This window comes from Stygiolobus sp. CP859M (genome assembly GCF_037389975.1).
GTDB lineage: Archaea > Thermoproteota > Thermoprotei_A > Sulfolobales > Sulfolobaceae > Stygiolobus.
Genome location: NZ_JBBHKS010000014.1, coordinates 16,805 through 38,245, shown reverse-complemented (window position 1 = coordinate 38,245; position 21,441 = coordinate 16,805). Strand labels below are relative to the sequence as shown.

General features: G+C 37.8%; 24 protein-coding genes. 6 read left to right on the top strand and 18 right to left on the bottom strand.

Going from position 1 to position 21,441, the window contains the following annotated elements:
- Positions 1–69: 69 nt before the first annotated feature.
- On the bottom strand, positions 70–450 hold the full coding sequence (locus WIW72_RS06545; RefSeq protein WP_337703422.1) for a metallophosphoesterase family protein: 381 nt from the start codon (positions 448–450) through the stop codon (positions 70–72).
- A 55-nt stretch (positions 451–505) separates the two neighbouring features.
- Between WIW72_RS06545 and WIW72_RS06540 the strand changes: the two genes are divergently transcribed.
- Positions 506–1,615, top strand: coding sequence for a tRNA sulfurtransferase (locus WIW72_RS06540; protein WP_337703424.1), 1,110 nt, complete (start codon positions 506–508; stop codon positions 1,613–1,615).
- Between the two features lie 38 nt (positions 1,616–1,653).
- Here WIW72_RS06540 and WIW72_RS06535 read toward each other — a convergent pair whose 3' ends face one another.
- From WIW72_RS06535 to WIW72_RS06480, 12 genes are all read right to left on the bottom strand, one after another.
- A complete protein-coding gene (locus tag WIW72_RS06535) occupies positions 1,654–2,709 on the bottom strand; it encodes an inositol-3-phosphate synthase (protein ID WP_337703426.1) in 1,056 nt (351 codons plus the stop codon).
- The gene (gene nuoN / locus WIW72_RS06530) at positions 2,706–4,100 is read right to left on the bottom strand and encodes an NADH-quinone oxidoreductase subunit NuoN (RefSeq protein WP_337703428.1); all 1,395 of its coding nucleotides are present in this window, start codon (positions 4,098–4,100) and stop codon (positions 2,706–2,708) included. Before nuoN ends, WIW72_RS06535 begins: the two co-directional genes overlap by 4 nt.
- 4 nt (positions 4,101–4,104) lie before the next feature.
- Positions 4,105–7,518: a proton-conducting transporter transmembrane domain-containing protein gene (locus WIW72_RS06525; RefSeq protein ID WP_337703430.1), complete on the bottom strand. Its 3,414-nt coding sequence runs from the start codon at positions 7,516–7,518 to the stop codon at positions 4,105–4,107.
- 3 nt (positions 7,519–7,521) lie between these two features.
- Positions 7,522–7,806: an NADH-quinone oxidoreductase subunit K gene (locus tag WIW72_RS06520; RefSeq protein ID WP_156007525.1), complete on the bottom strand. Its 285-nt coding sequence runs from the start codon at positions 7,804–7,806 to the stop codon at positions 7,522–7,524.
- Positions 7,803–8,312 (bottom strand): NADH-quinone oxidoreductase subunit J family protein, encoded by a 510-nt coding sequence (locus tag WIW72_RS06515; RefSeq protein ID WP_337703432.1) that lies wholly within the window; start codon positions 8,310–8,312, stop codon positions 7,803–7,805. Before WIW72_RS06515 ends, WIW72_RS06520 begins: the two co-directional genes overlap by 4 nt.
- Complete coding sequence (nuoI, locus tag WIW72_RS06510; RefSeq protein WP_443294889.1) at positions 8,296–8,823, bottom strand: NADH-quinone oxidoreductase subunit NuoI; 528 nt, start codon at positions 8,821–8,823, stop codon at positions 8,296–8,298. The genes WIW72_RS06515 and nuoI overlap by 17 nt, the downstream gene beginning before the upstream one ends.
- Entirely contained in the window at positions 8,805–9,875 is a 1,071-nt protein-coding gene (gene nuoH, locus WIW72_RS06505) for an NADH-quinone oxidoreductase subunit NuoH (protein WP_337703436.1), read from the bottom strand. Before nuoH ends, nuoI begins: the two co-directional genes overlap by 19 nt.
- A complete protein-coding gene (locus WIW72_RS06500) occupies positions 9,875–11,080 on the bottom strand; it encodes an NADH-quinone oxidoreductase subunit D (protein ID WP_337703438.1) in 1,206 nt (401 codons plus the stop codon). Before WIW72_RS06500 ends, nuoH begins: the two co-directional genes overlap by 1 nt.
- Entirely contained in the window at positions 11,064–11,570 is a 507-nt protein-coding gene (locus WIW72_RS06495) for an NADH-quinone oxidoreductase subunit C (protein ID WP_337703439.1), read from the bottom strand. Before WIW72_RS06495 ends, WIW72_RS06500 begins: the two co-directional genes overlap by 17 nt.
- Positions 11,571–11,574: 4 nt before the next feature.
- Positions 11,575–11,964, bottom strand: coding sequence for an NADH-quinone oxidoreductase subunit A (gene ndhC, locus WIW72_RS06490; protein ID WP_337703441.1), 390 nt, complete (start codon positions 11,962–11,964; stop codon positions 11,575–11,577).
- Between the two features lie 130 nt (positions 11,965–12,094).
- Positions 12,095–12,850, bottom strand: a complete 756-nt coding sequence (thyX, locus tag WIW72_RS06485) for an FAD-dependent thymidylate synthase (protein ID WP_337703443.1) — start codon at positions 12,848–12,850, stop codon at positions 12,095–12,097.
- Between the two features lie 92 nt (positions 12,851–12,942).
- Positions 12,943–13,281, bottom strand: coding sequence for a DUF2175 domain-containing protein (locus WIW72_RS06480; RefSeq protein WP_337703445.1), 339 nt, complete (start codon positions 13,279–13,281; stop codon positions 12,943–12,945).
- 44 nt (positions 13,282–13,325) lie between these two features.
- Here WIW72_RS06480 and WIW72_RS06475 point away from each other — a divergent pair, with 44 nt between their 5' ends.
- Positions 13,326–14,486 (top strand): hypothetical protein, encoded by a 1,161-nt coding sequence (locus WIW72_RS06475; protein ID WP_337703446.1) that lies wholly within the window; start codon positions 13,326–13,328, stop codon positions 14,484–14,486.
- A 3-nt stretch (positions 14,487–14,489) separates the two neighbouring features.
- Here the strand turns inward: WIW72_RS06475 and WIW72_RS06470 are convergent, their stop codons facing one another.
- Together WIW72_RS06470 and WIW72_RS06465 are read right to left on the bottom strand one after the other, a co-directional pair.
- Positions 14,490–15,194, bottom strand: coding sequence for a Rossmann-like domain-containing protein (locus tag WIW72_RS06470; RefSeq protein ID WP_337703448.1), 705 nt, complete (start codon positions 15,192–15,194; stop codon positions 14,490–14,492).
- A gap of 206 nt (positions 15,195–15,400) precedes the next feature.
- A complete protein-coding gene (locus WIW72_RS06465) occupies positions 15,401–16,546 on the bottom strand; it encodes an NAD(P)/FAD-dependent oxidoreductase (RefSeq protein ID WP_337703450.1) in 1,146 nt (381 codons plus the stop codon).
- A 103-nt stretch (positions 16,547–16,649) separates the two neighbouring features.
- On the opposite strand from WIW72_RS06465, the gene WIW72_RS06460 reads away from it, so the two are divergent.
- Positions 16,650–17,096, top strand: coding sequence for a PadR family transcriptional regulator (locus WIW72_RS06460; RefSeq protein WP_337703452.1), 447 nt, complete (start codon positions 16,650–16,652; stop codon positions 17,094–17,096).
- On the opposite strand, the gene WIW72_RS06455 is transcribed toward WIW72_RS06460, so the two are convergent.
- From WIW72_RS06455 to WIW72_RS06445, 3 genes are all read right to left on the bottom strand, one after another.
- A complete protein-coding gene (locus WIW72_RS06455) occupies positions 17,086–17,640 on the bottom strand; it encodes a thiamine-phosphate synthase family protein (RefSeq protein WP_337703455.1) in 555 nt (184 codons plus the stop codon). The two genes, WIW72_RS06460 and WIW72_RS06455, sit on opposite strands and share 11 nt — an antisense overlap.
- An 89-nt stretch (positions 17,641–17,729) precedes the next feature.
- Entirely contained in the window at positions 17,730–18,509 is a 780-nt protein-coding gene (locus WIW72_RS06450) for a slipin family protein (RefSeq protein WP_337703457.1), read from the bottom strand.
- A 16-nt stretch (positions 18,510–18,525) separates the two neighbouring features.
- On the bottom strand, positions 18,526–19,830 hold the full coding sequence (locus tag WIW72_RS06445) for a thermopsin family protease (protein WP_337703459.1): 1,305 nt from the start codon (positions 19,828–19,830) through the stop codon (positions 18,526–18,528).
- Positions 19,831–19,863: 33 nt separating this feature from the next.
- On the opposite strand from WIW72_RS06445, the gene WIW72_RS06440 reads away from it, so the two are divergent.
- The 3 genes from WIW72_RS06440 to WIW72_RS06430 are packed head-to-tail and all read left to right on the top strand — an operon-like array spanning position 19,864 to position 21,353.
- Entirely contained in the window at positions 19,864–20,226 is a 363-nt protein-coding gene (locus WIW72_RS06440) for an NfeD family protein (RefSeq protein WP_337703461.1), read from the top strand.
- Positions 20,213–20,533, top strand: coding sequence for a hypothetical protein (locus WIW72_RS06435; RefSeq protein ID WP_337703462.1), 321 nt, complete (start codon positions 20,213–20,215; stop codon positions 20,531–20,533). The genes WIW72_RS06440 and WIW72_RS06435 overlap by 14 nt, the downstream gene beginning before the upstream one ends.
- Entirely contained in the window at positions 20,526–21,353 is an 828-nt protein-coding gene (locus WIW72_RS06430) for a gamma-glutamylcyclotransferase (protein ID WP_337703480.1), read from the top strand. The genes WIW72_RS06435 and WIW72_RS06430 overlap by 8 nt, the downstream gene beginning before the upstream one ends.
- Positions 21,354–21,441: the final 88 nt, after the last annotated feature.

The window sequence follows — 21,441 nt, the reverse complement described above, 5'->3', positions numbered from 1 at the left end:
TAACTCGATTTGTCCTTTTCCGTTTGACATCTTTTCAGTATGAAGACGTCTAAAATTAAAAACTTCTCGCTAATACCGACTTCTTGGTATTACCTCCCTAAGATTCCCATAACTGCTGTTCATTATTTTAGCCAACGAATACTGTGTTGATTCACTTAAAATTTGATGACCGTGAAAAAACACAAATTTCCTATTACCATTAACGACATCTAAGTATTCTGTATCACCTTCTATTACGTCTTCATCTCCTTTAATGTACACTACTTCTTCGGCTTTAAGCTCTTTCAGAAAATTTCTGTATTCTACTCCTTCCTTGACTACTATATCACCTAATAAGACTAACAGTTGAGGCTTTTCCTTTTCCACTATTTTCTTGACCTCCTTCTCATCACAATAAGGGTAATGAACGTCAGAGAGTACTAAGATTTTCCCGTTTACTAATTTTATCATTAATTAAAGATGACTTTATGGGAATAAAAATCGAGGAAGAAATGTAGTATATATCATGACATTCGTAGTCATAAGACCTTCAGGAGAACTTATGATTAAGTCAAGCTATGTGAGGAAATATTTCCTTAGAAAATTAATTGCTAATGTTTCTTCTGTTATCACTGTAAAAAACTGGAAGGCTGATCAGGGTTACGTTATTATAGAAGGGGAAGGAGATATAAACAAACTATCTCATGTTTTTGGCATATCCTATTACTATACTGCCGATGAGGTTAACTTTTCTAGCATTCAAGAATTAGCTGTAGTGGCGCGTGAGAAGTTTAAAGAAATAGTTAAAGGTAAAAAGTTTGCGGTAAGGGTGAGAAGAAACGGTAAACATAACTTTACTAGTTTAGATGTAGCCAAGGAAATTGGAAAGGAGTTATTACCCTTTAGTTCTGGCGTTGATCTTAACAATCCAGAAGTAATTGTTAGAATAGACATCCTACAAAATAAGGCTTATCTTTATTCAGATGAACGAGAAGGCCCTAGAGGTTTTCCAGTGGGTAGTACAGGAAAAACTATAGTGTTATTCAGTGGAGGAATTGACTCACCAGTAGCAACATGGATGATGATGAAGAGGGGTGCTAAGCCTTTGTTATTAAACGTGATGTTAGGAGGAGATATACAAAAGAAGATTATAATAGAGGAAGTGAAAGTTTTGAGAGAATGGAGCGGAGGAGAAAAAATAAAAGTGTATTTTGTTGACGGAATAAAACTCTCTATTTATTTAGCAAACGTAAACAAGTTCATAAGAGTTATCATGCTAAAGAGACTAATGTATAAACTGGCTGATGAACTTGGAAAGAAATCGGGAGCTTACTCCATTACAACCGGAGAATCTCTATCCCAAGTCTCATCTCAGACTATGAAAAACCTCTTTGTAAGTGAGTTTGGCATTAATAGGCCTGTATTTAGACCTTTAATAGGTATGGATAAAGAGGAGATCGTAGAGATAGCTAGGAAAATCGGTACTTTTGAACTTTCCTCAAAAATGCCTGAATATTGTATAATATCATCTAAGAACACAGTAAGAGCTAGACTAGGAGAAGTACTAGAAGGCGAGAATAAATTAAACGTAGATATAAGAGCAGTACTGAACCAAGCAGAAGTAGTTGAGATCTAGACGGTTAGGAAAATACTATCAGTACTCATACGATTATATCACCTATCAAGCCGGGGTTCTGTCATCACTTTACTCAAATAATCCAACATTAATCTCCTTGACTCTTCCGTACTATCATATATAACTGGAGGTTTTTTAAAGTAATATCCACATATCTCCGGGATAGCCCCTCCTATCCCTTTATCTTTTAATACTTTCGCTATCCTTATCAAGTCTATCAGAGGGGTTACAGCGTTAAAAGAATCATAAGACTTAAAAGATATGTCAACCCTTACGGGTATACCTATGGAGTACTCCCCCTCTATAACCATATAACTCACTCTTCTATCTCCTAGAAACTCAACGTAGTCTGACGTCCCTGCAATAACGGTAGCACCGTTCGAGTGCTTAGATATATATTCACTTTTTATTCCCTTCTTCAGATCCTTTCTCCATTCCTCAAGTGTGACTAGCGTCTCGGTAGTTCCTGAAATATCTATCTGATAAGTTCTTGTGACCCTTACACCTTTGCTTTTAAGGAATTCAATAATTCCAGTGTGTAAAGCTGTCCCACCTATTTGGCTTAATAGGTCGTCTCCCAGCAAAGGAATATGTAAATCCTTAAACTTTCTATCTAAGCTCTCAACTATCGAAGACGGAGTAGCGTTTATAAACGCTGAGGAAGCCATTAACGACTGTTGTGCATAATATTTGCTAGCCTTCTGTGCTCCGGTTGGCAACAAGTTCACTACTACATCTACTTTCTCCTTCTTTAACTCTTCTGAGACGTTTACTGGGGGAAGCTCTGACTCTTCTATTATCCTCTCAAGTACTCCTTCCTTACCGTCTAACGTCTCTCCCCTTACAACAATTATGTCGCTTGTTACCTCTACTTGTTTAGGCACTACATTCGGCTTTTCGAAAATAGCTTGCGACAGTCTTTTCCCTACTTTTCTCTTGTCTATATCAAAAGCCTTAACAACCTCAATGTCTTCCGGTTTATAAGGAAGTGAGGTAAGAACACCGTATATAGGTTTGCCTTGTTTAACCCATTCGAGCGACTGTAGTAAAGCACTCGCTACATTGCCTATACCTACAAGGGCTACTCTTATCAAATTAACACCCCAAAAATCAATGGGGCTATTAATCCCACTATAATACTTAAGATTGACGCCACTAATGCCGAACTTCTCTCAGGAGAACTGACTCGTTGAAAATTACCCTCTCTAAACATCTCCCTTATTGGCGGTATATAGTAACCTGCAGCTATTGCACTGTTCAAGAAACCAATTAGAGTGAGCCAAGGCTGAGAGAAAGAAGATTCCAACACGAAAAGCTTAGCCCAAAAACCTATAATAGGTGGTAAACCTAGTAAGCTCAGTAGCAATATTGACACTGCAAAGGCTAAAGCCTTATCTATAGCTGCAATTCCTCTGAACCCCTCATAGCTACTAGTTCCACTAATTTTTTCCACATGTGAAAGAGCTAGGAATAGACCTGCTTGAGCTATAGAATACGCTAATAAATATATCATCAATCCCGCTAATCCCACACTCTCATCGTACGGGAACATGGCTATCGGGATTAGCATAAAGCCTACTTGGGTTATACTGCTGTAAGATAACATAGCCGCAAAATCCCTTCTCGAAAAGGCTGCAATGTTTCCAAAAACCAAGCTTGCTACCGCAATAATAGTAAACATCGCAAAAACGGTTAAAGATACTGGGTAATTCATGGGCTGTATGTAATATAGAATGACCACTAGAGGAGCTATACCAACGATCTTACCCACACTAGAGACGAAAGCAACTGAAACTCTATCAGCCATTGAGTAAACGTCAGGTAACCATCCTTGGAACGGGAATGCCCCTATCTTGAATAGAAAAGCTACTGAGAAGAACAATATACCTAAGATCACCAGTGTCGAATAAGATATTGACGCATCTAAAGACAAGTTATTTATCCCTAGCACATAAAACGCTAGACCCACTATCATGAGCGAGCTTGAGAGCAAGCCCATTACAAGATATTTAACTCCAGCTTCAGTAGAGTTGTAGTCCTTCTTAAGCATAGCTATCACGTAAGTCGCTGCCGATGCTATACCCCAAGAAGCAAATATCATCAATACGTTGTATGCAAAGGCTAAATAAACTACTCCAAGGTTTGTTAATATAACCAAAGATAGGAATGAGCTTCTATTATCCCAATCCTTTAGTTCTGCAACTCCTCCGGCTATCACTATCAATGATGCAAGTATAGAGGCTATAACTATGAAGTAGCCAAAAGGAGTCAAGTATACTGAGTCAGAGAACAGAGAATAATCATAGTACTTTAACAAGAAAAATGCTAAGAATACGAAAAGAGAGACTAGTAAGGTCACAAAAGTAAGGTAGACTGACCGTAAGAACCCCTTTTCTTCTCCGTTATCAAGGAATAAGACTACAATAGATGATAATACCATAATTAATGAAGGAATAACTAAAGGTAGGTAGAGAGAGAATTGCATCTATTTACACCCCCATTATGATTATTAAGATAAAGATTAGGACTACAAACCCACCTAAGTAAAGTAAAATATAATCCCTCAAGATTCCCGTGTCTGTAACCTTGACCAAACTCGTTCCCACATTTATTATCCCTTGAGGTAATTTGACGTTTAGACCCATATCAATTACACCGTGTTCAAAGTTATTGTAAAGACCTTGGGCGAACTTGAAGCTAGCAAGCCCCAATAAATCGAGGATCGGATTTACATACCAGCCATAGTAAAGGAAGTTTGTCAAAGGTTGAAGAGGGGTCCTACCCATATCTATTCCGTTAAGATACAGACCTAAGGATAGCAACAAACCGACTAAAGCCCCTATTAATGATATCAAGTCCAAAGAGGTGTAACTAGCGGAAAGACCCAGTGATACTAAGTAAGGTTGGATAGATACGATAAACAATGAGCCCAAAATAATTGAAGCTATAACTGTGAAAGCGGGGGCAACAACCATTAGAGGGTGAATATGACCTTCTTCGTGAACTTCCTCGCCATTATTCCAAATGAATGTTTTCACTATATATCTAATTATGTAAACTCCACCTAGTAGTTCCACGATCGCATAAAGAGTTAGTAAACCGGCGTCTGACACCAAGTTTCCTATAAGGTTATGAGCCCAGAAACCTATCAAAGGCGGAACGCTAGCGAGGTTTAGAGTGGCTATTAACTGAAGTATGAAGACCAAAGGTATTTTCTTGTAAAGTGTTCTGAAGACCCCTACGTATCTGTTTTCAGTGTAATGAATCACACTTCCAGCATTCATGAATAGCGATGCCTTGTATAAGCCGTGGGCTATCATTTGTATTAAACCAACTATAATTCCCGAGCTTAGGAATACTAAATTGCCAGTGGCTGAGGCAAGTAACGCACCAACCGACGAAGAGAGTATCATAAGTGATATTTGGTCTGCTGTTGAATAGGCAAGAATTATTTTTTGTTCGTTTGCTGCCAAAGCACCAGTACTGGTATAAATTGCAGTAAACATGGTTATTCCTACCATAACGCTCATCAGTATAGTGGTTTGCGGATCAGGGTATAGGAGATAAGGATACATCAAGAACGTAAGGATAGCTCCTAAGTTTACCATAGTGGCAGCGTGTATTAAAGCACTGACGGGCGTAGGACCTGTCATTGCTGTTAAAAGCCACTGTGTTAACGGGAACTGAGCACTCTTCCCCAGTCCGCCTAGTAGTATCAAGAATAGTATAACCCACCCGTATGGTAAGAAATAGACCGTATGTATAGCTGTAAACAGCCCTTGATATAATAAGGTAACTCCTGAGTATTGAGTACCGCTTGTGAGTAATAGTAAGTACCCAAGCCCAACAATTAAACCTACGTCTGCTAATCTCGTAAATATCATAGCCCTTATACCACTTGTGGTTGGTCTCGACAAGTATTCTATTCCGAGTACTTTTCTTCCGAAGTCACCTACCACGTTCCTATCATTATCGTCGAGCCAGTAACTTATTAGTCCGTAGGATGCTAAACTTGTTCCTTCCCAACCTGCTAAAAATAGTAACACGTTATCTGCGAATACAACGGTCAGCATAGAAGATACGAAGAACCCGAAGAACCCCCAATATCTTCTTAGCACGTTATCTTCCTTCATGTACCCTATACTGTACAAAGATATGAAGAAAGCTAAACCCGATACAAAGACTCCTATAATACTCTGAATTAAGGAGGAACTATAGACTAAGTAACCGAATAGAGTGAACGCTTGTGTCTGACTGAACAACGGATTACCAAGGGAGGACACCAGATTCTCGACTGACAAAACTAGGGAAATACCTATGAGAATAGTTACCACAACACCTCTTACATCCTGATTAACACCCCTAGGTAGTAAAAGAGCTATAAGGGAGCCTAAAGCAGGTAGAATTGTAATCAGGAATAGAGAAATATCGGAACCTTGTAGCGTTTGTACGAAGTTCATGAAAGAGTGAACTAATAACTGAGGGAAGAAAAAGAACAATATACTGACTACAGCTATTAACGTCATCGGAACCGTGTATTCGTATGCTTTATCTAAGTCTTTCTTAACCTCCTTAACGCCCCCATATACTTTTTTGAATAAATAAGTACCGTAGGCTGAAGACACTCCTATTGCTATCATCAGCAATGCGACAAGTAATATTAGCCAACCTAAGCCTATGATCCCTGATAACTGACCTACAGCAAGTAATAGCAAAACTTCGCTTATCAGTCCAATAGAAGGAGGTAGACCTAGAATATTCAAAAGACCTATAAAGGCTAAAGTTGAATGGAGAGGTGATACGAGATATAATCCTCCCAGTTTTTCTATATCTCTTTCTTCCAGTTCTGTTATTGATGCACCTGCACTCATGAAAAGTAAAGCCTTACCAAAACCATGAGATACGTAAATTAATACTGACGCTAATACTCCTAGCGGGAGGACTTGTAAAGTTGAGTTAATCCCTAAAAAGAAGGAGACTGAAGCACCCAATAGCATATAACCCATCTGTGAAACACTAGAGTAAGCTAAGAACCTCTTAAAGTCCCTTTGAGCTAAAGCATTAAGACCTCCGTAAATCATCGTTATAATAGCCCATCCAATGAAGATGGGAGCTAGGTAGTAAAATGAAGGAAATAGGTAGTAATATAATATTACAACGTAAATACCTAAACCTACCATATTAGGGCTTAGCAGTATCGATATGGGAGTAGGAGCCTCACCGTGCGCATAAGGTAACCAAATGTTGAAACCGGCAATTGCACCCTTTATAAGCATTCCAATTATACCTATAAAGAAAATTAACTCGGCATAAGAGATAGTTGAGTAATCATAAGGAACTCCGTTAGATGAATAAATGTCCATTTTACCGGAGGTCAAGCCTAGAATAACTATAGAGGTCAAAGTCAAGATTGTCCCTACATGAGTCCATATGAAATACATTAAACTAATTCTCCTTCTGTCACCATAGCCATAAAGAAGGATAAGTAGGAAAGAGGTGACTAGAGCTACCTCTAGGAATACATAAAGCTCCAATAAATTAGTGGAGATGACTACGTAAAGCATAGAAATTGCAAATAACGTGTATAGACCGTAATATAGGCTCCATGACTCCTTACCTAACTCGTGGAACTTTTTCTCCATATATCGCAAGGAGTAATAAGTTGTTACGAGGGTCACTAACAAGATTGTAATCACAAAGGCATAGTTGAAATCGTTTACAGTAAACCCAAAGCTCCCTATATTGCTCGCTACATAAAACGTATAATAAAGACCGTATCTAAATACAAAATAGACGTTAACTAGGATAGATAATACTGCGATAACCCCGCTTTGCTTACCTCTAACAAAAAAGGTAATTAAAGCGAGAGTAAAAGATATGATGAAAACAATTAAGGTCAACATTCTTCATTCCACCTCTAAACTACCTTTAGACCTATAATATAGAAATATAGCTGCGAAAGCTACAACGACCTCGATAAGAGCCATGCCAATTGCAAAAATAGAGAAAAATATCGGTAAATAAACTTTATTCAGGAGGGATGAAGCTGAAAAAACCATAAGGATTGACGCATTAACAATAATCTCCGAGGACAGTAAGATCCTGATTATATTCTTACTATTTACTAAACCGTAAGCTCCTATAGCAAGTAGTATTGAGGCTACAGTTAAACCCAAATCACCTAGTATCATGTCTTCTCACCTCTAGCAAGGGATAAGGCTTCGATCATAGTAGTTAATAAGGCTACAATTAGAATGACTGTTGGGAACCAATACTGTTGCAAAAAAATATTTGCGAATTTTACTAAACTGAACACAATGGACTCCGCTGAGGCTGGAGATATAGACGAGAACGTCACAAATAGCCCTATGTAAACTAAAGCCCCCACTGTAACAGCGGCTACGCCAGCCCAAGGTATCTGTACTTCCTTTACTTCTAACCCTCTGAATACTACAAGTGATATGGAAAGAAATACTACTGCAGAACCTACGTATAGGAGCAAGTGAAATGCTGAGTAAAAAGCATAGGCCGACGGGCTGAGCAGTGCTATAAGTATAGCTATAGCTATTCCTAGAAAGGCAAGCCCTATAGAAGCATAGAATACGTTTCTTTGTCTAGTTATAAATATTGCTGAAGCTATGCTTAATATTGAAAATAGAAGAAATAATACTAATTGAAGATCATTCGTCTGGAACATATCTTATCCCCTTCTTTTCATCTATTATTGCTTTCACTTTCTTTACGACGCCTTCTACTGGGGCTGGCTCATCGAAATCTTGACTAAACCTATCTGGTCTAAACACTAGATCTCTTCTATTTGTAAAGGTAGCATCGTGAACTCTAGTCTCCTTAAGAGCATCTACTGGACATACATCTACGCAGAAACCACAAAACACACACCTCCCATAGTTGATACTTGGTAACTTTTTACCCTCTTCGGTGACCATTTTCATAGCGTCTGCTGGACAGATTAATGCACATAAAGTACAACCTATACATATGTCCTTGTAAAGCCTTATCATTCCTCTATAACCAGTAGGCAGACTCAATGACTCTTCTGGGTACTTTATTGTTATCCTCTGCGGAGATATCATATATTTAAGCCCTGCACCTACTGCTTGAAGATGATCTGTGAAGAGCCTAAAGGGATTCTCCTTTTTATATTCTTTAATTTTCGGGTTTTGTTCCTTTACCTTATCCATATCCATCCCACCACCAAACCTAAAATAATTGAGGCAAAAGCTACGGGTAATAAATACTTCCAAGACCCACGTAGGGCTTGGTCTAACCTGTATCTACCATAAACACCCCTTAAAAAAACTGAAAACCATAAAACTGCTATTGCCTTTATTGACGTAATTAATGCTCCAGGTAGCCCTGAAAGAGGTGCCCAACCACCCAAAAACAGATCAGCAAATATGAAAGAATAAGCAAATGTGGCTATGTAACCTCCACCCATAGCTAGAACAAACAAGAAACCGCTATACTCTGTTGCAGGCCCTAGCACTAACTCAGTATCAGCCTCTACAATGTCAAATGGAAATCTACCAGTGCCCATTATCATCCCTACAAAGAACACTAAAGCCGCTAATGGATCAGCTATGATACCTGGAATTCCAGTAGCTACCACTCTTGCTATATCTAAAGTGTGGTACTCTAGGGCTATTGCTACAACTGCCATGAGTATTAGAACGTCGTAAGATACAGACAATAACGATTCCCTAACAGCACCTAAAATAGCAAATCTGTTATTCGTAGCCCAAGCCTGTAGAAGTATAAATATTGGAATTATAGCCAATATGCCAAGCACTAGAACCATATTATATTCGACAAAGTAACCTACTAAAACCCCTTGTCCTATTTCGGGGTCGTAAAAATCATAATAATAGGGCGATAAAACAGAACCGCTTTGTGGTATTGATGAAAACGGAATTAACACCATTGGTATAAAACTGAATGCTAATGGTAACACGGGGGCTAATACGTACAGAGTGGGATTTACTCCGTTAGGTATTATTATTTCTGAGAACACTATTCTAATTGCGTCTGCTACTAGTTGTAATAATCCTCCTGTCCTCTTGGAGACGTATAATGGACCTATCCTCATCTGCACTCTCGCAGCTGCTTTTCTCTCAAACCATATGGTTACCAATAGTATTACTGTAGTAAATATTAGCCCCGGGAATATTATTACTGCAAAAAATGAAGGGTAAAAGAGATAGAACTTTATTAAACTAATTATATGAGAAAGGGACAACATTACCTATCCGCCTCCGGTGGGAAGTAATCCAAACTACCGTAAATTGCAACTAAATCTGCATATCTAGCGCCTTTAGCTAACTGCTTAAACACGTAAATCATACGATACGAAGGTGTTATTATCCTCAGCCTGTAAGGTTTAGGTGAGCCGTCACTTACTATATAATATAATAGTTCACCCCTAGCTGCCTCTACCCTACTTACAGCTTCCCCCTTAGGAGGTCTAAATGATGCATAATATCCAGGAAATACTATTTTTTTCTGACCTTCCCACCATTTCTTTAATCTGGTTGGGGGAATTTGTTTAAAGAATCTATCACTTAGAATGTTACCCTCCGGAATTTCCTTTATAATTTGTTCAATCATCCTCATACTCTGCTCAACTTCTTCGAACCTGACCAATAGCCTAGCATAACCATCACCTTCTTTATAAACGGGTATCTCAAAGTCTAACTTACTATATGCTGCATAAGGCTCTATCTTCCGCACGTCATAATATACACCAGAAGCCCTAAGGTTAGGACCTACAGCTCCCCATTTTATCGCATTCTCATTAGTCATTACTCCGACGTTTTCTAATCTACTCCTTATATTAGGATTATTAACGAATATCTTATACCAGTCCTTAATCTTCCTTCTTTGATAAGCTAGGGCTTTTTCGATCATCTCCTTTATTGCTGGAGTCAAATCTCTCCTGACCCCGCCTGGGATAACATAGGAATTGGTAACTCTTGCCCCGGTTAAAGCTTGAAGTATCTCTACCCACACTTCTCTATCTCCAAACCCCCACATGAATGCCGTTGAGTGACCTAAGAAAATCCCAAGAATACCCGTACCGTAGAGGTGACTGGCTATTCTGTTTATCTCTGCAGCAAGAGACCTTAGGTACTGCGCCCTTTCAGGGACATCTACCCCTAATATTTTCTCTAAGGCAAGTATATACCCCAAGTTCATGTGGACTGAATCCAGTATAGCAGGCCTTTCGACCAAAGGAATCAAGTGCATATAGTTCCTTATTTCGCTTAGTTTTTCCACCGCTCTATGCACATATCCTACGTCTAAATCTATGTCCTCAATAATATCACCGCTAAGTTTTACATAGATTCTCATGTGCCCTGAACCAGGGTGCTGAGGACCTACGTTAAGCTCTCCTTGTACTGGAATAATATCAACTTGTAGACCTGAAGGTTCAGGCTGACTTGTCAATAAACAACCCCTCCTGTTTTAATTTAAAGCTCTTCCTCAGTGGATATACTCCTTCAAAGTCTTCATCTAAAAATAACCTTTTCAACTCAGGATGGCCTTCAAATATAATCCCTAGCATTTCGTAAGTTTCTCTCTCACCAGTCCACACACTTTCCCAGATGGAATAAAGGGAAGGAAATTTAGGATCTTTGTAGCTAGTTTTAGACTTAACGGCTAATATAACTTTAGTGAGCTCAGGAACAGAATAAGAAGATACGTGATAAACTACCTCAAATTGGTTCTGCTCGGGATAATCAATCCCTGTTACACTCTTAACGTGATCAAATCCTATTTCTTTTAGATAACTGGCTACTTGAATGATTTTAGATTTGTCTACCTCTACATATCCTCTCGTATCTGATTCGGCTTTTCCAGTAACCTTAAACTTTCCAATTAGGTCTTGAATAACTTTTGAGAGAAGAGACTGAGGAACTTGCTGTGAAGACGACATTATATCACCTCCTAATTAACCAATACTGTATTATATTAACTTGCTTTACTGCATAGTACAGAACCGGATAAAGGACGGTTATAGTTGTAAATACTATTATCAGGAGATTCCTGAACAGTATAAACGAGGTAAAGTAGGATGCCTCAGCTATCGAGAACAAAAGGACAATGATCGGTTCAATTGAGGTATATACTAGTAAGTACCCATAATACTGAAGGGGAAACCAAAGCCTACCTTCTCCGAATGGAATGTTGCCGGCTTCAAATCTACTGACCTTTAAAGGGTTAAATTTCCCTTCTACAGCTAGAGATAGAACCTTATATCCGCCATAACCTGCAGCTAAGAATAACACGAGAGGGAGACCAAAGGCTAAAATTGCCTGCGTAAAAGCCATCAGGAATATTCTAATTTTATCACCTAAAATACCTTTCTATCAATTGTTAGGAAAAGATAACATAAACTAAAAAAGAGATTTAAACTAAAGCTCTCTATTTCTGTTCATTACTACTTGAAGATAAGACTAATTAATGTGATAGTTTTGAATTTTGTATACATTTATAAATCCCTTCTTTCGGGACTCCTTCTATACAACGCCTCGCTATAAACTCCGTCTTCTCGTTTATTGAGTCAAGAGTTATCGGCGTGTCACGTATAAAGTTCTCATGAATTATACAATTCGGCCCAGCATAACGGAATAGTCTAGGGTGTACTTTCTTCACTTCTTCGAGCATCTTCCATGCTACCTGACGTATCTCCCACTGTGCCCTTGAACACAAACGTAGGGCAAAGAAGTTGTAAAGTTCTCGTGCATTCATAGTCACAACAATGTTCGTGTTGACACCGTTCGGTAAAACGTAACGGGCATCTTCTTCAGGTACACCAGCTTCTAGGAGTTTATAATAGTGGTTGTATGCTTCTCTATACGCTTCCTCTACAGTTTGCCAAGCCCGATTCTTAGTAGAAGGCGGTATAACAGGCTGATAATATTCGTCGACTGGTTTTGCAAAGCGATGACTCATTTGAGTATACGAAGCGATACGGTGCCTTACAAGTTGATGAGACGCTACTCTTGACATACCTTCAAGCGAAAAAGTGTATACACTGTGTTCAAGCACAGACCAATATCCGTGAACTATTGCGTCCCTTATCCATTCCTCTATTTCTTCATCACTCATCGTTTGTGCATGATACTCCCACCCTTTTCTTGACCTACTCATTTTTGCTGCAATTGCAATAGTTCTCTCTCCATCAACTGTATAAGAAACTAACGTGACTTTCATTTATATACAAACTTACTCATTATCTAAATATATCGTTTTTCTGTCAATATTACCTTATCTAGAATCTTTAAAAAGAAACATAGAATAAAAATTTAACTTGTTATAGAGCTTAGTTTCTCTACGAGCCTGGTGAGAATTGCAGAGTTCTTCTCAGCATCTTTCTCAGTTTGTTCTAATGCCTTTTTAACTTCTTCATTGTCACCAGCTTTTGACATCCTCTGTTTATACACTACTATTTTGTTTAACTCGTCTTGAAGCGAATCAAGAACTATGTTCATTGTGTCTTGGCTAACTCTTGCTGTTTTGAGCGCTTTCTCTTTTAGGCACGTGAAGTGTACTACTGCTTTATTTGATAAAAAGGTGAATAATTCGTCCCAATATATTGGATTCCCGCATAGCCCGCAGCTCCATTTAGTTTGTGGTCTACTCATTAGAGAGAGTAAGTTATTAAACTGAAATAAGCATTACGGTATGTATGATATCCGAAAAGACACTGGCTGACGCAAAATTCTATGGAAAATTATTAGCTATATTCTTTACTTCTGACAAATGTAATGTATGTGACGAATCGTTTGAAAAGATAAGTAAATTACAAATAGCACAGAAGTTTTATTTGATAAAATTAAACTCCATAGAGTACTTACAATACACGGTAAGGTATAGTAGAGGCATAATACCATCTATAGGAATAATAAGCCCTGACGGTAGACTATTAGGAATAATAGAATCAGAAAACGTAGATTATGTAGAGGATAGACTAAGAGATATTTATTCAAATAGGGACAAGATTGTGGGAATATTACCCACAGTACCGCAAAGAGTAGAGGATGTTAACCCGGTAGAATTTTATGATATCCTCAATTACGCTATTGATGGTAATCCAATAGACTTCAGAGGTGTTGAGTTCCTTAAGTTTTATTCTAGACTACATAAAGAATACGAGAAAATCTTAAAACTAGTCACACCTGCAGACCCAGTTGCAGATTTTTTATTATCTGGAAAGAAGCCGAATTTGGATGAAAAATACACCTCTAATCTAGCGTTAAATGTGATCTTGGGAATTGAGACTGATGAGTATTCTAAAAAGCTAATGGAAAGAATTAAGGAAGACGGAAGTGTTGTAAGGAGTAGTAGAAAAGAGGTCTCCGGTCTTTTAATAGACCAGGCTATGGTAGGCAATGCACTACTAACGTTGTATCAAAACTCCTTTAACGATAGTTACCTTAGCCTAGCTATTAAAGTAGCTGAATGGATATTGAATAACTTAGCTGATAATTTGGGTTTCAGAGATTGTAAAGCAGAAAATGACCTTGTGAAACTACCGGTTTACGAACCTATTGCTAACTCTGAAGCTGCAATATTTTTTGCAAGACTATGGGCTGTAACTGATGACCAAAAGTACTTAGAAAATGCTAAGAAAGCTATGAATATAAGCTACACTTTAGGTACTGATATAAGGACTTTATCAAGAGTAGCTATAGCCTATCTCAAGACAAACGAGCTAATAAAGAGTAAAGAAAAAGTGCCTGATGACATAAGGGTGGAAATCGTTAAAGATAACGGATGCCTGGATTTAGAGTTTAAGTTTAAGGACAAGTGTTATAAAAGTATTGACGAAATAAAGAGTACAATCTAATTTTCAGAGCTTTGTATAGATTTTATATATATATTTAGCTAATTGCCTTCCTGAACCCCCTTCACACACAGTCCTAAAAGCTCTGAATTTATCAACAGTCTCTACTTTGCTCACATACTCAAATCCGTAGTTTCTAAGGGTGGACGGCGCGTAAACTGAAGATATCCCGCTCAAAATCAGGTGGTCAGCTGATATCCTCTTAAGTATACTCTCCGTATAACCTGCTACCAATGCAGAAGCAAATATAACAGCAGTATTACATGTCTCGGAAGTCAGTGAGGAATACGGTTTTACTATTACTTTGCCGAGGTTCTGAGTCTCGGGGTTTCTAAAATCATAAATAATGATCGAGGAGAATTTATTGGTTTCTACCATAGGGGAGTAGCCAAATAGGCAAAGTTTATTTCCTTCCATAACATCCAATGGATCGCCCCTTTCAAAGGTCGGTAAAACGCTTATCGCGTTTAACACCGATAATGCTACCGACCTCTCTAGCGGGTTTGAAGTCAGTTTTTCTACTACTTCTTCAGCTTCTTTACCCATTATTTCTCCACTCATACTATTTTCTCCGTCTAGTATTGTGTGAGAAATCCCAAGACTTCCGTCACTAAGTAGGCTTGCTGTAAAGGCAACACCTATACACGAATTTGTTATTTTTTTGCCTTTTAATGCGAACCGTAACTCATTTATTATCTCATCTAAAATCATTACTTACTTAATGATCTTGAAAAGTAAAAAATGAAATGATTACTTCACAGATGAGGATGTTCCACCCCTTGCGATCGATGAGCTAAACCCGCAAAGACTGATGATGAAGTGGGAAGAACCTGAGAAGTGAAGAACGCTCCTTGTCTGATTTTAGCTTAATTTATTACCTCTTATGTTATAAACTATTAGCGTGATGACACCGGGCACTAACGAGTCTTGATGAGTTCAGGACCACCACTGAAGTATTTTCTTGCTATTTCAAGAAAAGGATCAATTGTTCCTTTTAACGATAACCAGTACAAGCTTGTAAAGGATCTCTTAGCTGAGTGGAATATACTAGAAGGACCTAGAGCCCTGCTTTTATTATAGTTCATATAGACAAAGTAACCATTACCGTAACCTCCATACACTGCACACAACGCACTACCGTCAAACTTAATCTTACCAAAACCCATAATATCATTATATATGCTTTGAGCGACGTGGATCGCACCATAATGGGCTATTGCTCCCGTCTTAGGAGGTAACATAATGTTCGTCACATCTCCTACAGCATAAATATTATCAAAGCCATTCACCTTAAGAGTCTCCTTATCTACGGGGATAAAGCCCGTAGAGTCTACTAAGTTACTAAATTCTTCCGCTACGTATATAGGGGTATCAATTAAGGCTAAATCGTAGCTTATCTTTTGTCCGTCATCAGTTTGAATTACTTTATCTGAAACATTCACTGTCGATATCTTTGCTCCTCTTATAATCTCTATTCCCAGTTCTTTACTCCTCTCGGCTAACTTCGAAGCCATTGGTTTTTGCAGTTCTGGAGGTTGTGCTACTGGATTAATAAAAGTAATTTTTGCTTCGGGAAACTTCTGTTTGAGTAAGAATGCCAACTCAAAGGGTGCGGCTGGACATTTGATAATACCGTAGTATCCGATAACAATTTTTTTACCCGAGAAGGAGTCTATCATTTGCCTTAATTTTAAGGCATCCTCTTCGCTGTGCCAACTAGGTAATGCACCTTTCTTATTTTTAACCCCCGGTGAAAGGACTAAATAATCGAACTCTATTTCCTTACCCTTCTCAGTAACGACCTTTCCAGTTTCAGGGGAGACTTTTGCAGCTTTGTCTTTAACTATTTTAACTCTCTTATCTAGAAGACTACTAACCTCTCTCTTTATGCTTTCAATCCTTTCGTGACCTACTACAAAGTCCACAATACCGGGCTGATAAAGACTATAATCTGAAGGTTCTATTACCGTAATTTCAACTTTATCCCCTAGTTTTTTTGCCAACTCGTTTGCAACTATAGAACCAGCATTTCCGGCTCCTACAATTACGACTCTTTTTTGCATATTTTATAAATCATAATAATTTGATATAAAGTTTTTTTACGAAAACTAAGAATTAGGGTATGCCTAAAATTATTTTTAATTTATCAGGGAATAATAATAGCGTATGAAAAGAGTAACGATAGAGCGTATGAAAAGAGGGGCATTACGATTTATGGTTCTTTCATCCCTCACTGAAAAACCCATGTATGTTTATGAAATTATAAAAAGCATAGAAGGGAAGACAAACGGTATATATAAGCCAAGCCCTGGCTCTATTTATCCAGTCCTGAGAACTTTGATCAAACAAAATTTAGTTAAAGTAGAAGAGAGAGAAGGAAAAAAGATATATATCTTAACAGAAGAAGGAAGGAAAAAGTTCGAGGAGATGAAAGCTGAAAAAGGATTACTAGCAGACGATAATCCTATAAAGAGGAAAATCTTGGACTCACTATTTGAAATAGGTTTTATCCTATACAAACACAGAAAAAAACTAGACGAGAAAAAAATGAAACAAGTTATCGAGATCTTGGAGAAATGTAAACAAAACGTGAACGATCTTTTTAAGGACTGAGAAAGTTCAAAAGCTTCAGACTTTTCTCAGCCACTATCACTGGGTCTTTATCAATAACATATATTGTAGGCTCCTTTCCTAAGTCCCCTAAGTCAACGATATACTGAGGGATTTTTCCGAACTTCTTGTAAGCCATTTCTACCATGAAGTTCATAGTGTGATGCTCCATTTTTCTACTTTCTTCGGGCTCTTGTTTTCTATCAAAAATATAGGTATCATCTTGTGGTAAATTCCTCACTATTTCCTCGTAATACTTCAAGTTTATTGCACTCCTTTTTTCTTCCTCATATTTCATAGCCGTTATTATAACCCTAGCAATGTGATCAGAAGCACCAAATGTCGGAGGTAAACAGTATATAACCCTATTAAAAGCTACAGTGAGTCTACCAGGGATCGCAGCTACATCTTCAGTAGTTTTAGCCCCTCTCAAAGCATAACCAAAATTTGTACGTATTTCGGGGATTAATAGATAAGACCTTTCGTTATTGGTAAAGATATCTACAGCTTCTTTTAACCTTTTTAAGACCTCCGCTTTTTCATCCATACTTAAATTTTCATTTGTAAAAATTAAAAATCATCACAAGGATGATGAGAAGACCACCTTTGAACCGTGAAATCTTCTAGTCCACCTGACTAAGTATTTGGCTTTGTCTTTAACACCGATAGAGTTGAATAGAGTTCTTGACCTGCTGGAACTACAATTACCATATTACCTCTTTGGGAAATATCTGAAAGCATCTCTAAGAACCTTAATTGTAAAGCTACGGAATTATTCTGATAAAATGTTGAGGCTTCAGATAATATAGATGCCGCTTGTCTCTCTCCTTCACTCAAAATTATCTTAGCCCTTCTAAGCCTCTCAGCCTTAGCTTGTTCAGCCATAGCCGATAATAGTTCTTGAGATAACCTTATGTCCCTAACAGTCACATTCGTTACTTTTATACCCCATCCTTCTGTTACTTCATCGAGAATAGCTTGAAGCTTCTTGTTTATTTCTTCCCTCTTACTTAAAATCTCGTCTAGTTCCATCTGTCCTATTATATCCCTTAAAGAGGTCTGAGATATATTCAAGACAGCGGTTTGATAGTTACTTACAGAAGTTACGGCTTTTAAGGGATCTATTACCTTGTAATACACTACAGCGTCTATTGTAACCGTAACGTTATCTTTTGTAACTATTGTCTGAGGAGGTACGTCAACGTTAACTATTCTTAAGTCTATTACTATGGGCTTATCAACAAATGGTATTAGAAATATTACTCCTGGTCCCTTAACTCCTAATACTCTGCCGAGCCTTAATACCACTGCTTTTTGCCATTCGGCAATAACACGAAGAGATAATGTTAAAAGTATAATAGCAATTACTAGCAGGAAGATGACCCCTATAATATCTCCTATTAATGACGCACTCATACTCTAAATTATGTATTCAGTGCTTAAATTTTAGTAGGATAGCTGATATAACAACTCCTATACTAAAAGCTAGAATATAGAGCAACAATATGTAATTTATTGATACTTGTGCGGAATATTTAACTGTATCAGATTTATTACCGAAAAATGAAGATATTGTCTTCTTAAAATTATAATGAGTTATGAAGTTAGTCAACTCGTCATAAGTGGATTTTAAGACTGAAGAAAGCGAAGAGATATAAGGAACTGAAACATAATAAGTTGATGCTAAACTAAAGTTACCTGCAAAATATATTACATAAGTACTTGAGTTATAGTTAAACTCTACAACCCCGCTTGAGTTCGTAATATTTGTCCCAACTGTCGTGAGAATTGAAGGGAACGAGATCTTTTCTAACTCTATTTTTTGCCACTCCAGAGGTTTCCCATTATAACTTAGTTTTACGAAAATTTTGGATCCATTACTTTCAACTTCCAGTTGCGGTTTAACGGGCCATAATACTTTTACATTACCCTTACCGTAACTTAGTTCTGTATAAGGAGCACATATGTCTGTTAAATTTGATGAGGAGTTTATACCAATTACACTTTCTGCCGTATCGAGACCTACGGAGAACGCTTGAGGAACTATTTCAAGTTTATTATCTGTCTTATAATATAGTTCCTCCGTGCCATGGACGTACATCTGCACTACACTCCCCCCACCAGGACCTCCAAACACTAGCTCCAGATCGTTCGGAACTCCCCTGATCGACAAACCCCCTATCTGAAACATACCCCCTATAGGTACACGATAATATATCGACACGTTATTCCCTAAAGCGTACCCGAAGTCTAAATAAGTTGAGTTAACCGTCATAAAGAGTGCGAGGGAAAAGGGAGTATTAACCTTGAAAGTAGGGCCTAGATAACAGATAACACCTAGTCCTTGATAAGTAGATACAACCCCACTGCTAATATTGGTAGTGAAGGGGCCGCTTAAGTCCCATACATTAACGACAAATGTTACGTCAAAGGTACTATTATTAACTTGATGAAAGAGAGCAACGTCTTGTGCCCAATACAACCCATCTACCATAGCGTTTAGCTGCAAAGACGCGTTTCCGTTTGTGAAGTATTGTCCGTTAGGGAAATAACTACTACCTATATACATCGAGGTGATATTAACAACCCCTACAACTTCATCAGTATAGTATATCGACGTTAAAGGAAAAAATGACATACCAACTGGGTAAGCTATTTGAGACTGAGAGTGAAATTCTAAAGCTAAGGCTATAGGTGCTATTAGAATAATTATCAAAAATATTGATAAAAGTTTCACAAACTTATTACTTCCCTTATTAATTTAAGTATTATGGTAAGCCATATTGCAATACCCATAATTCTCATTCTCGTTGTGATCTTGCTCCTAGTGTTAACGGGACAGTACGCTGATCCAATCGTCGCAATACCCTCACTAGCAATTGTAGGTTTCATATCTTATAGAATTTTTTACGTAGTTTGGAAGACAAGAGGAAGGAACTTGTATACATATACCGGTAAGATAGGTAAAGCATTAGACGATATCTCACCAGGAAAAGAAGGCTATATTTTAATTGAGGGTGAAAGGTGGCTAGCAATATCGGATGAACCAATATCAGAGGGGGATGAAGTGATAGTAGTAGGAATGGAGAACTTAAAACTAAGGGTTAAGAAATATACTCGTGTTAGAGCTTGAACTTAATAAAATTCTGAAATTACGTTCTTACCCTAATTACCAGATAGAGGAACTGATAGAAACTGACGATAAAGGTATAGAAAAGAAGATTATGATAATTACCTTCGTCCCTCCTAGTATTTCAGACGCGAGCGGTCTCGATAACGTGGATACAGAGCCTAAATACATCGAAATTAGGGGAGAAGTGAATGAAGTTACTAGAAAAGTAAAAATAGTAAAAGCTGAGATAATTGAGGGAAGTAGGAGGAGAAAACTGGACGAGACTGAACTACAACTTTGGGCGGAATATGTCATTGGAGGTGAGTAGAATTCCGTATTTGTTCGTGTATGGTTCATTAAGATTCGGCTTTGAGCTAAATCATTTTTTAAGAAACTCTAGGTTTGTGGGGTTAGGGTTTGCCGAAGGCTTTAAGATGTATGATCTCGGAAATTACCCAGGTGTAGTTAAAGGAGATGGAATAATCCACGGAGAAGTTTATGAGGTCTCCGATGAAACTCTCAGAATACTCGACCAAGTCGAGGATTTTAACGGAAGTCCTGATGACTTGTATGTAAGGGAGAAAATAAAGGTATACTTTGATTATAAAAGAAGATACAGTCTAGACAACGTGAACATTTATGTTTACAATCAAACTATAGAAGGAAGAGAAGTTATAGAGGATGGCGACTATTCCAAATATGCAGGAATGCCAGTAATACTAAATTATTTTGCATATGCTGAAAACACCAACGAAGAGATACTGAAACAAAGAGGTGTCACAAAGATTTTCAAAAAGATACCAGCAACAATCCGAGGTTATAAGATAGTATTTAACACACCTTGTAGATGGGGCTATTGTGCAAATTTGAAGACTGAAGAAAAAGGAAAAGTATGCGGTTATATATACCTCATGTTAGAGAGTGAGCTTAACTCATTAGATAAAGCTGAAAAGCACCTCATAAGGTATATGCGAGACGTGGTAAAAGTTGAAGATGAAAACAACAACGTTTACTTTGCTTATACATACTTGTCTCCGTCTGAAGAAGGAGAATTCGAGCCATCACACGAGTACGTTAATTATATACTGCAAGGAATAAAAAGCGGATGGAAGAATTGTATCAGTAGCGGATTGGAAAAATACACGTGATGACGCCCGCCCTCAAGTGATTGAATGATGTGGGAACCCGAGACTGATCATTTTTATTTTAGTAAAACTTCATTGTATTTTTAAGTGA

Bases quoted from the DNA above. Each gene is read 5' to 3' on its own strand.
- WIW72_RS06540 (WP_337703424.1), top strand. From the start codon at position 506: ATGACATTCGTAGTCATAAGACCTTCAGGAGAACTTATGATTAAGTCA.
- WIW72_RS06480 (WP_337703445.1), bottom strand. From the start codon at position 13,281: ATGAGTAGACCACAAACTAAATGGAGCTGCGGGCTATGCGGGAATCCA.
- nuoN (WP_337703428.1), bottom strand. From the start codon at position 4,100: ATGCAATTCTCTCTCTACCTACCTTTAGTTATTCCTTCATTAATTATG.
- WIW72_RS06440 (WP_337703461.1), top strand. From the start codon at position 19,864: ATGGTAAGCCATATTGCAATACCCATAATTCTCATTCTCGTTGTGATC.
- ndhC (WP_337703441.1), bottom strand. From the start codon at position 11,964: ATGGCTTTTACGCAGGCAATTTTAGCCTTTGGTCTCCCTCTCGTGTTA.
- WIW72_RS06515 (WP_337703432.1), bottom strand. From the start codon at position 8,312: ATGTTCCAGACGAATGATCTTCAATTAGTATTATTTCTTCTATTTTCA.
- WIW72_RS06450 (WP_337703457.1), bottom strand. From the start codon at position 18,509: ATGAGTGCGTCATTAATAGGAGATATTATAGGGGTCATCTTCCTGCTA.
- WIW72_RS06520 (WP_156007525.1), bottom strand. From the start codon at position 7,806: ATGATACTAGGTGATTTGGGTTTAACTGTAGCCTCAATACTACTTGCT.
- thyX (WP_337703443.1), bottom strand. From the start codon at position 12,850: ATGAAAGTCACGTTAGTTTCTTATACAGTTGATGGAGAGAGAACTATT.
- WIW72_RS06465 (WP_337703450.1), bottom strand. From the start codon at position 16,546: ATGCAAAAAAGAGTCGTAATTGTAGGAGCCGGAAATGCTGGTTCTATA.
- WIW72_RS06460 (WP_337703452.1), top strand. From the start codon at position 16,650: ATGAAAAGAGTAACGATAGAGCGTATGAAAAGAGGGGCATTACGATTT.
- WIW72_RS06495 (WP_337703439.1), bottom strand. From the start codon at position 11,570: ATGTCGTCTTCACAGCAAGTTCCTCAGTCTCTTCTCTCAAAAGTTATT.
- WIW72_RS06545 (WP_337703422.1), bottom strand. From the start codon at position 450: ATGATAAAATTAGTAAACGGGAAAATCTTAGTACTCTCTGACGTTCAT.
- WIW72_RS06455 (WP_337703455.1), bottom strand. From the start codon at position 17,640: ATGGATGAAAAAGCGGAGGTCTTAAAAAGGTTAAAAGAAGCTGTAGAT.
- WIW72_RS06470 (WP_337703448.1), bottom strand. From the start codon at position 15,194: ATGATTTTAGATGAGATAATAAATGAGTTACGGTTCGCATTAAAAGGC.
- WIW72_RS06525 (WP_337703430.1), bottom strand. From the start codon at position 7,518: ATGTTGACCTTAATTGTTTTCATCATATCTTTTACTCTCGCTTTAATT.
- WIW72_RS06475 (WP_337703446.1), top strand. From the start codon at position 13,326: ATGATATCCGAAAAGACACTGGCTGACGCAAAATTCTATGGAAAATTA.
- nuoI (WP_443294889.1), bottom strand. From the start codon at position 8,823: ATGGATATGGATAAGGTAAAGGAACAAAACCCGAAAATTAAAGAATAT.
- nuoH (WP_337703436.1), bottom strand. From the start codon at position 9,875: ATGTTGTCCCTTTCTCATATAATTAGTTTAATAAAGTTCTATCTCTTT.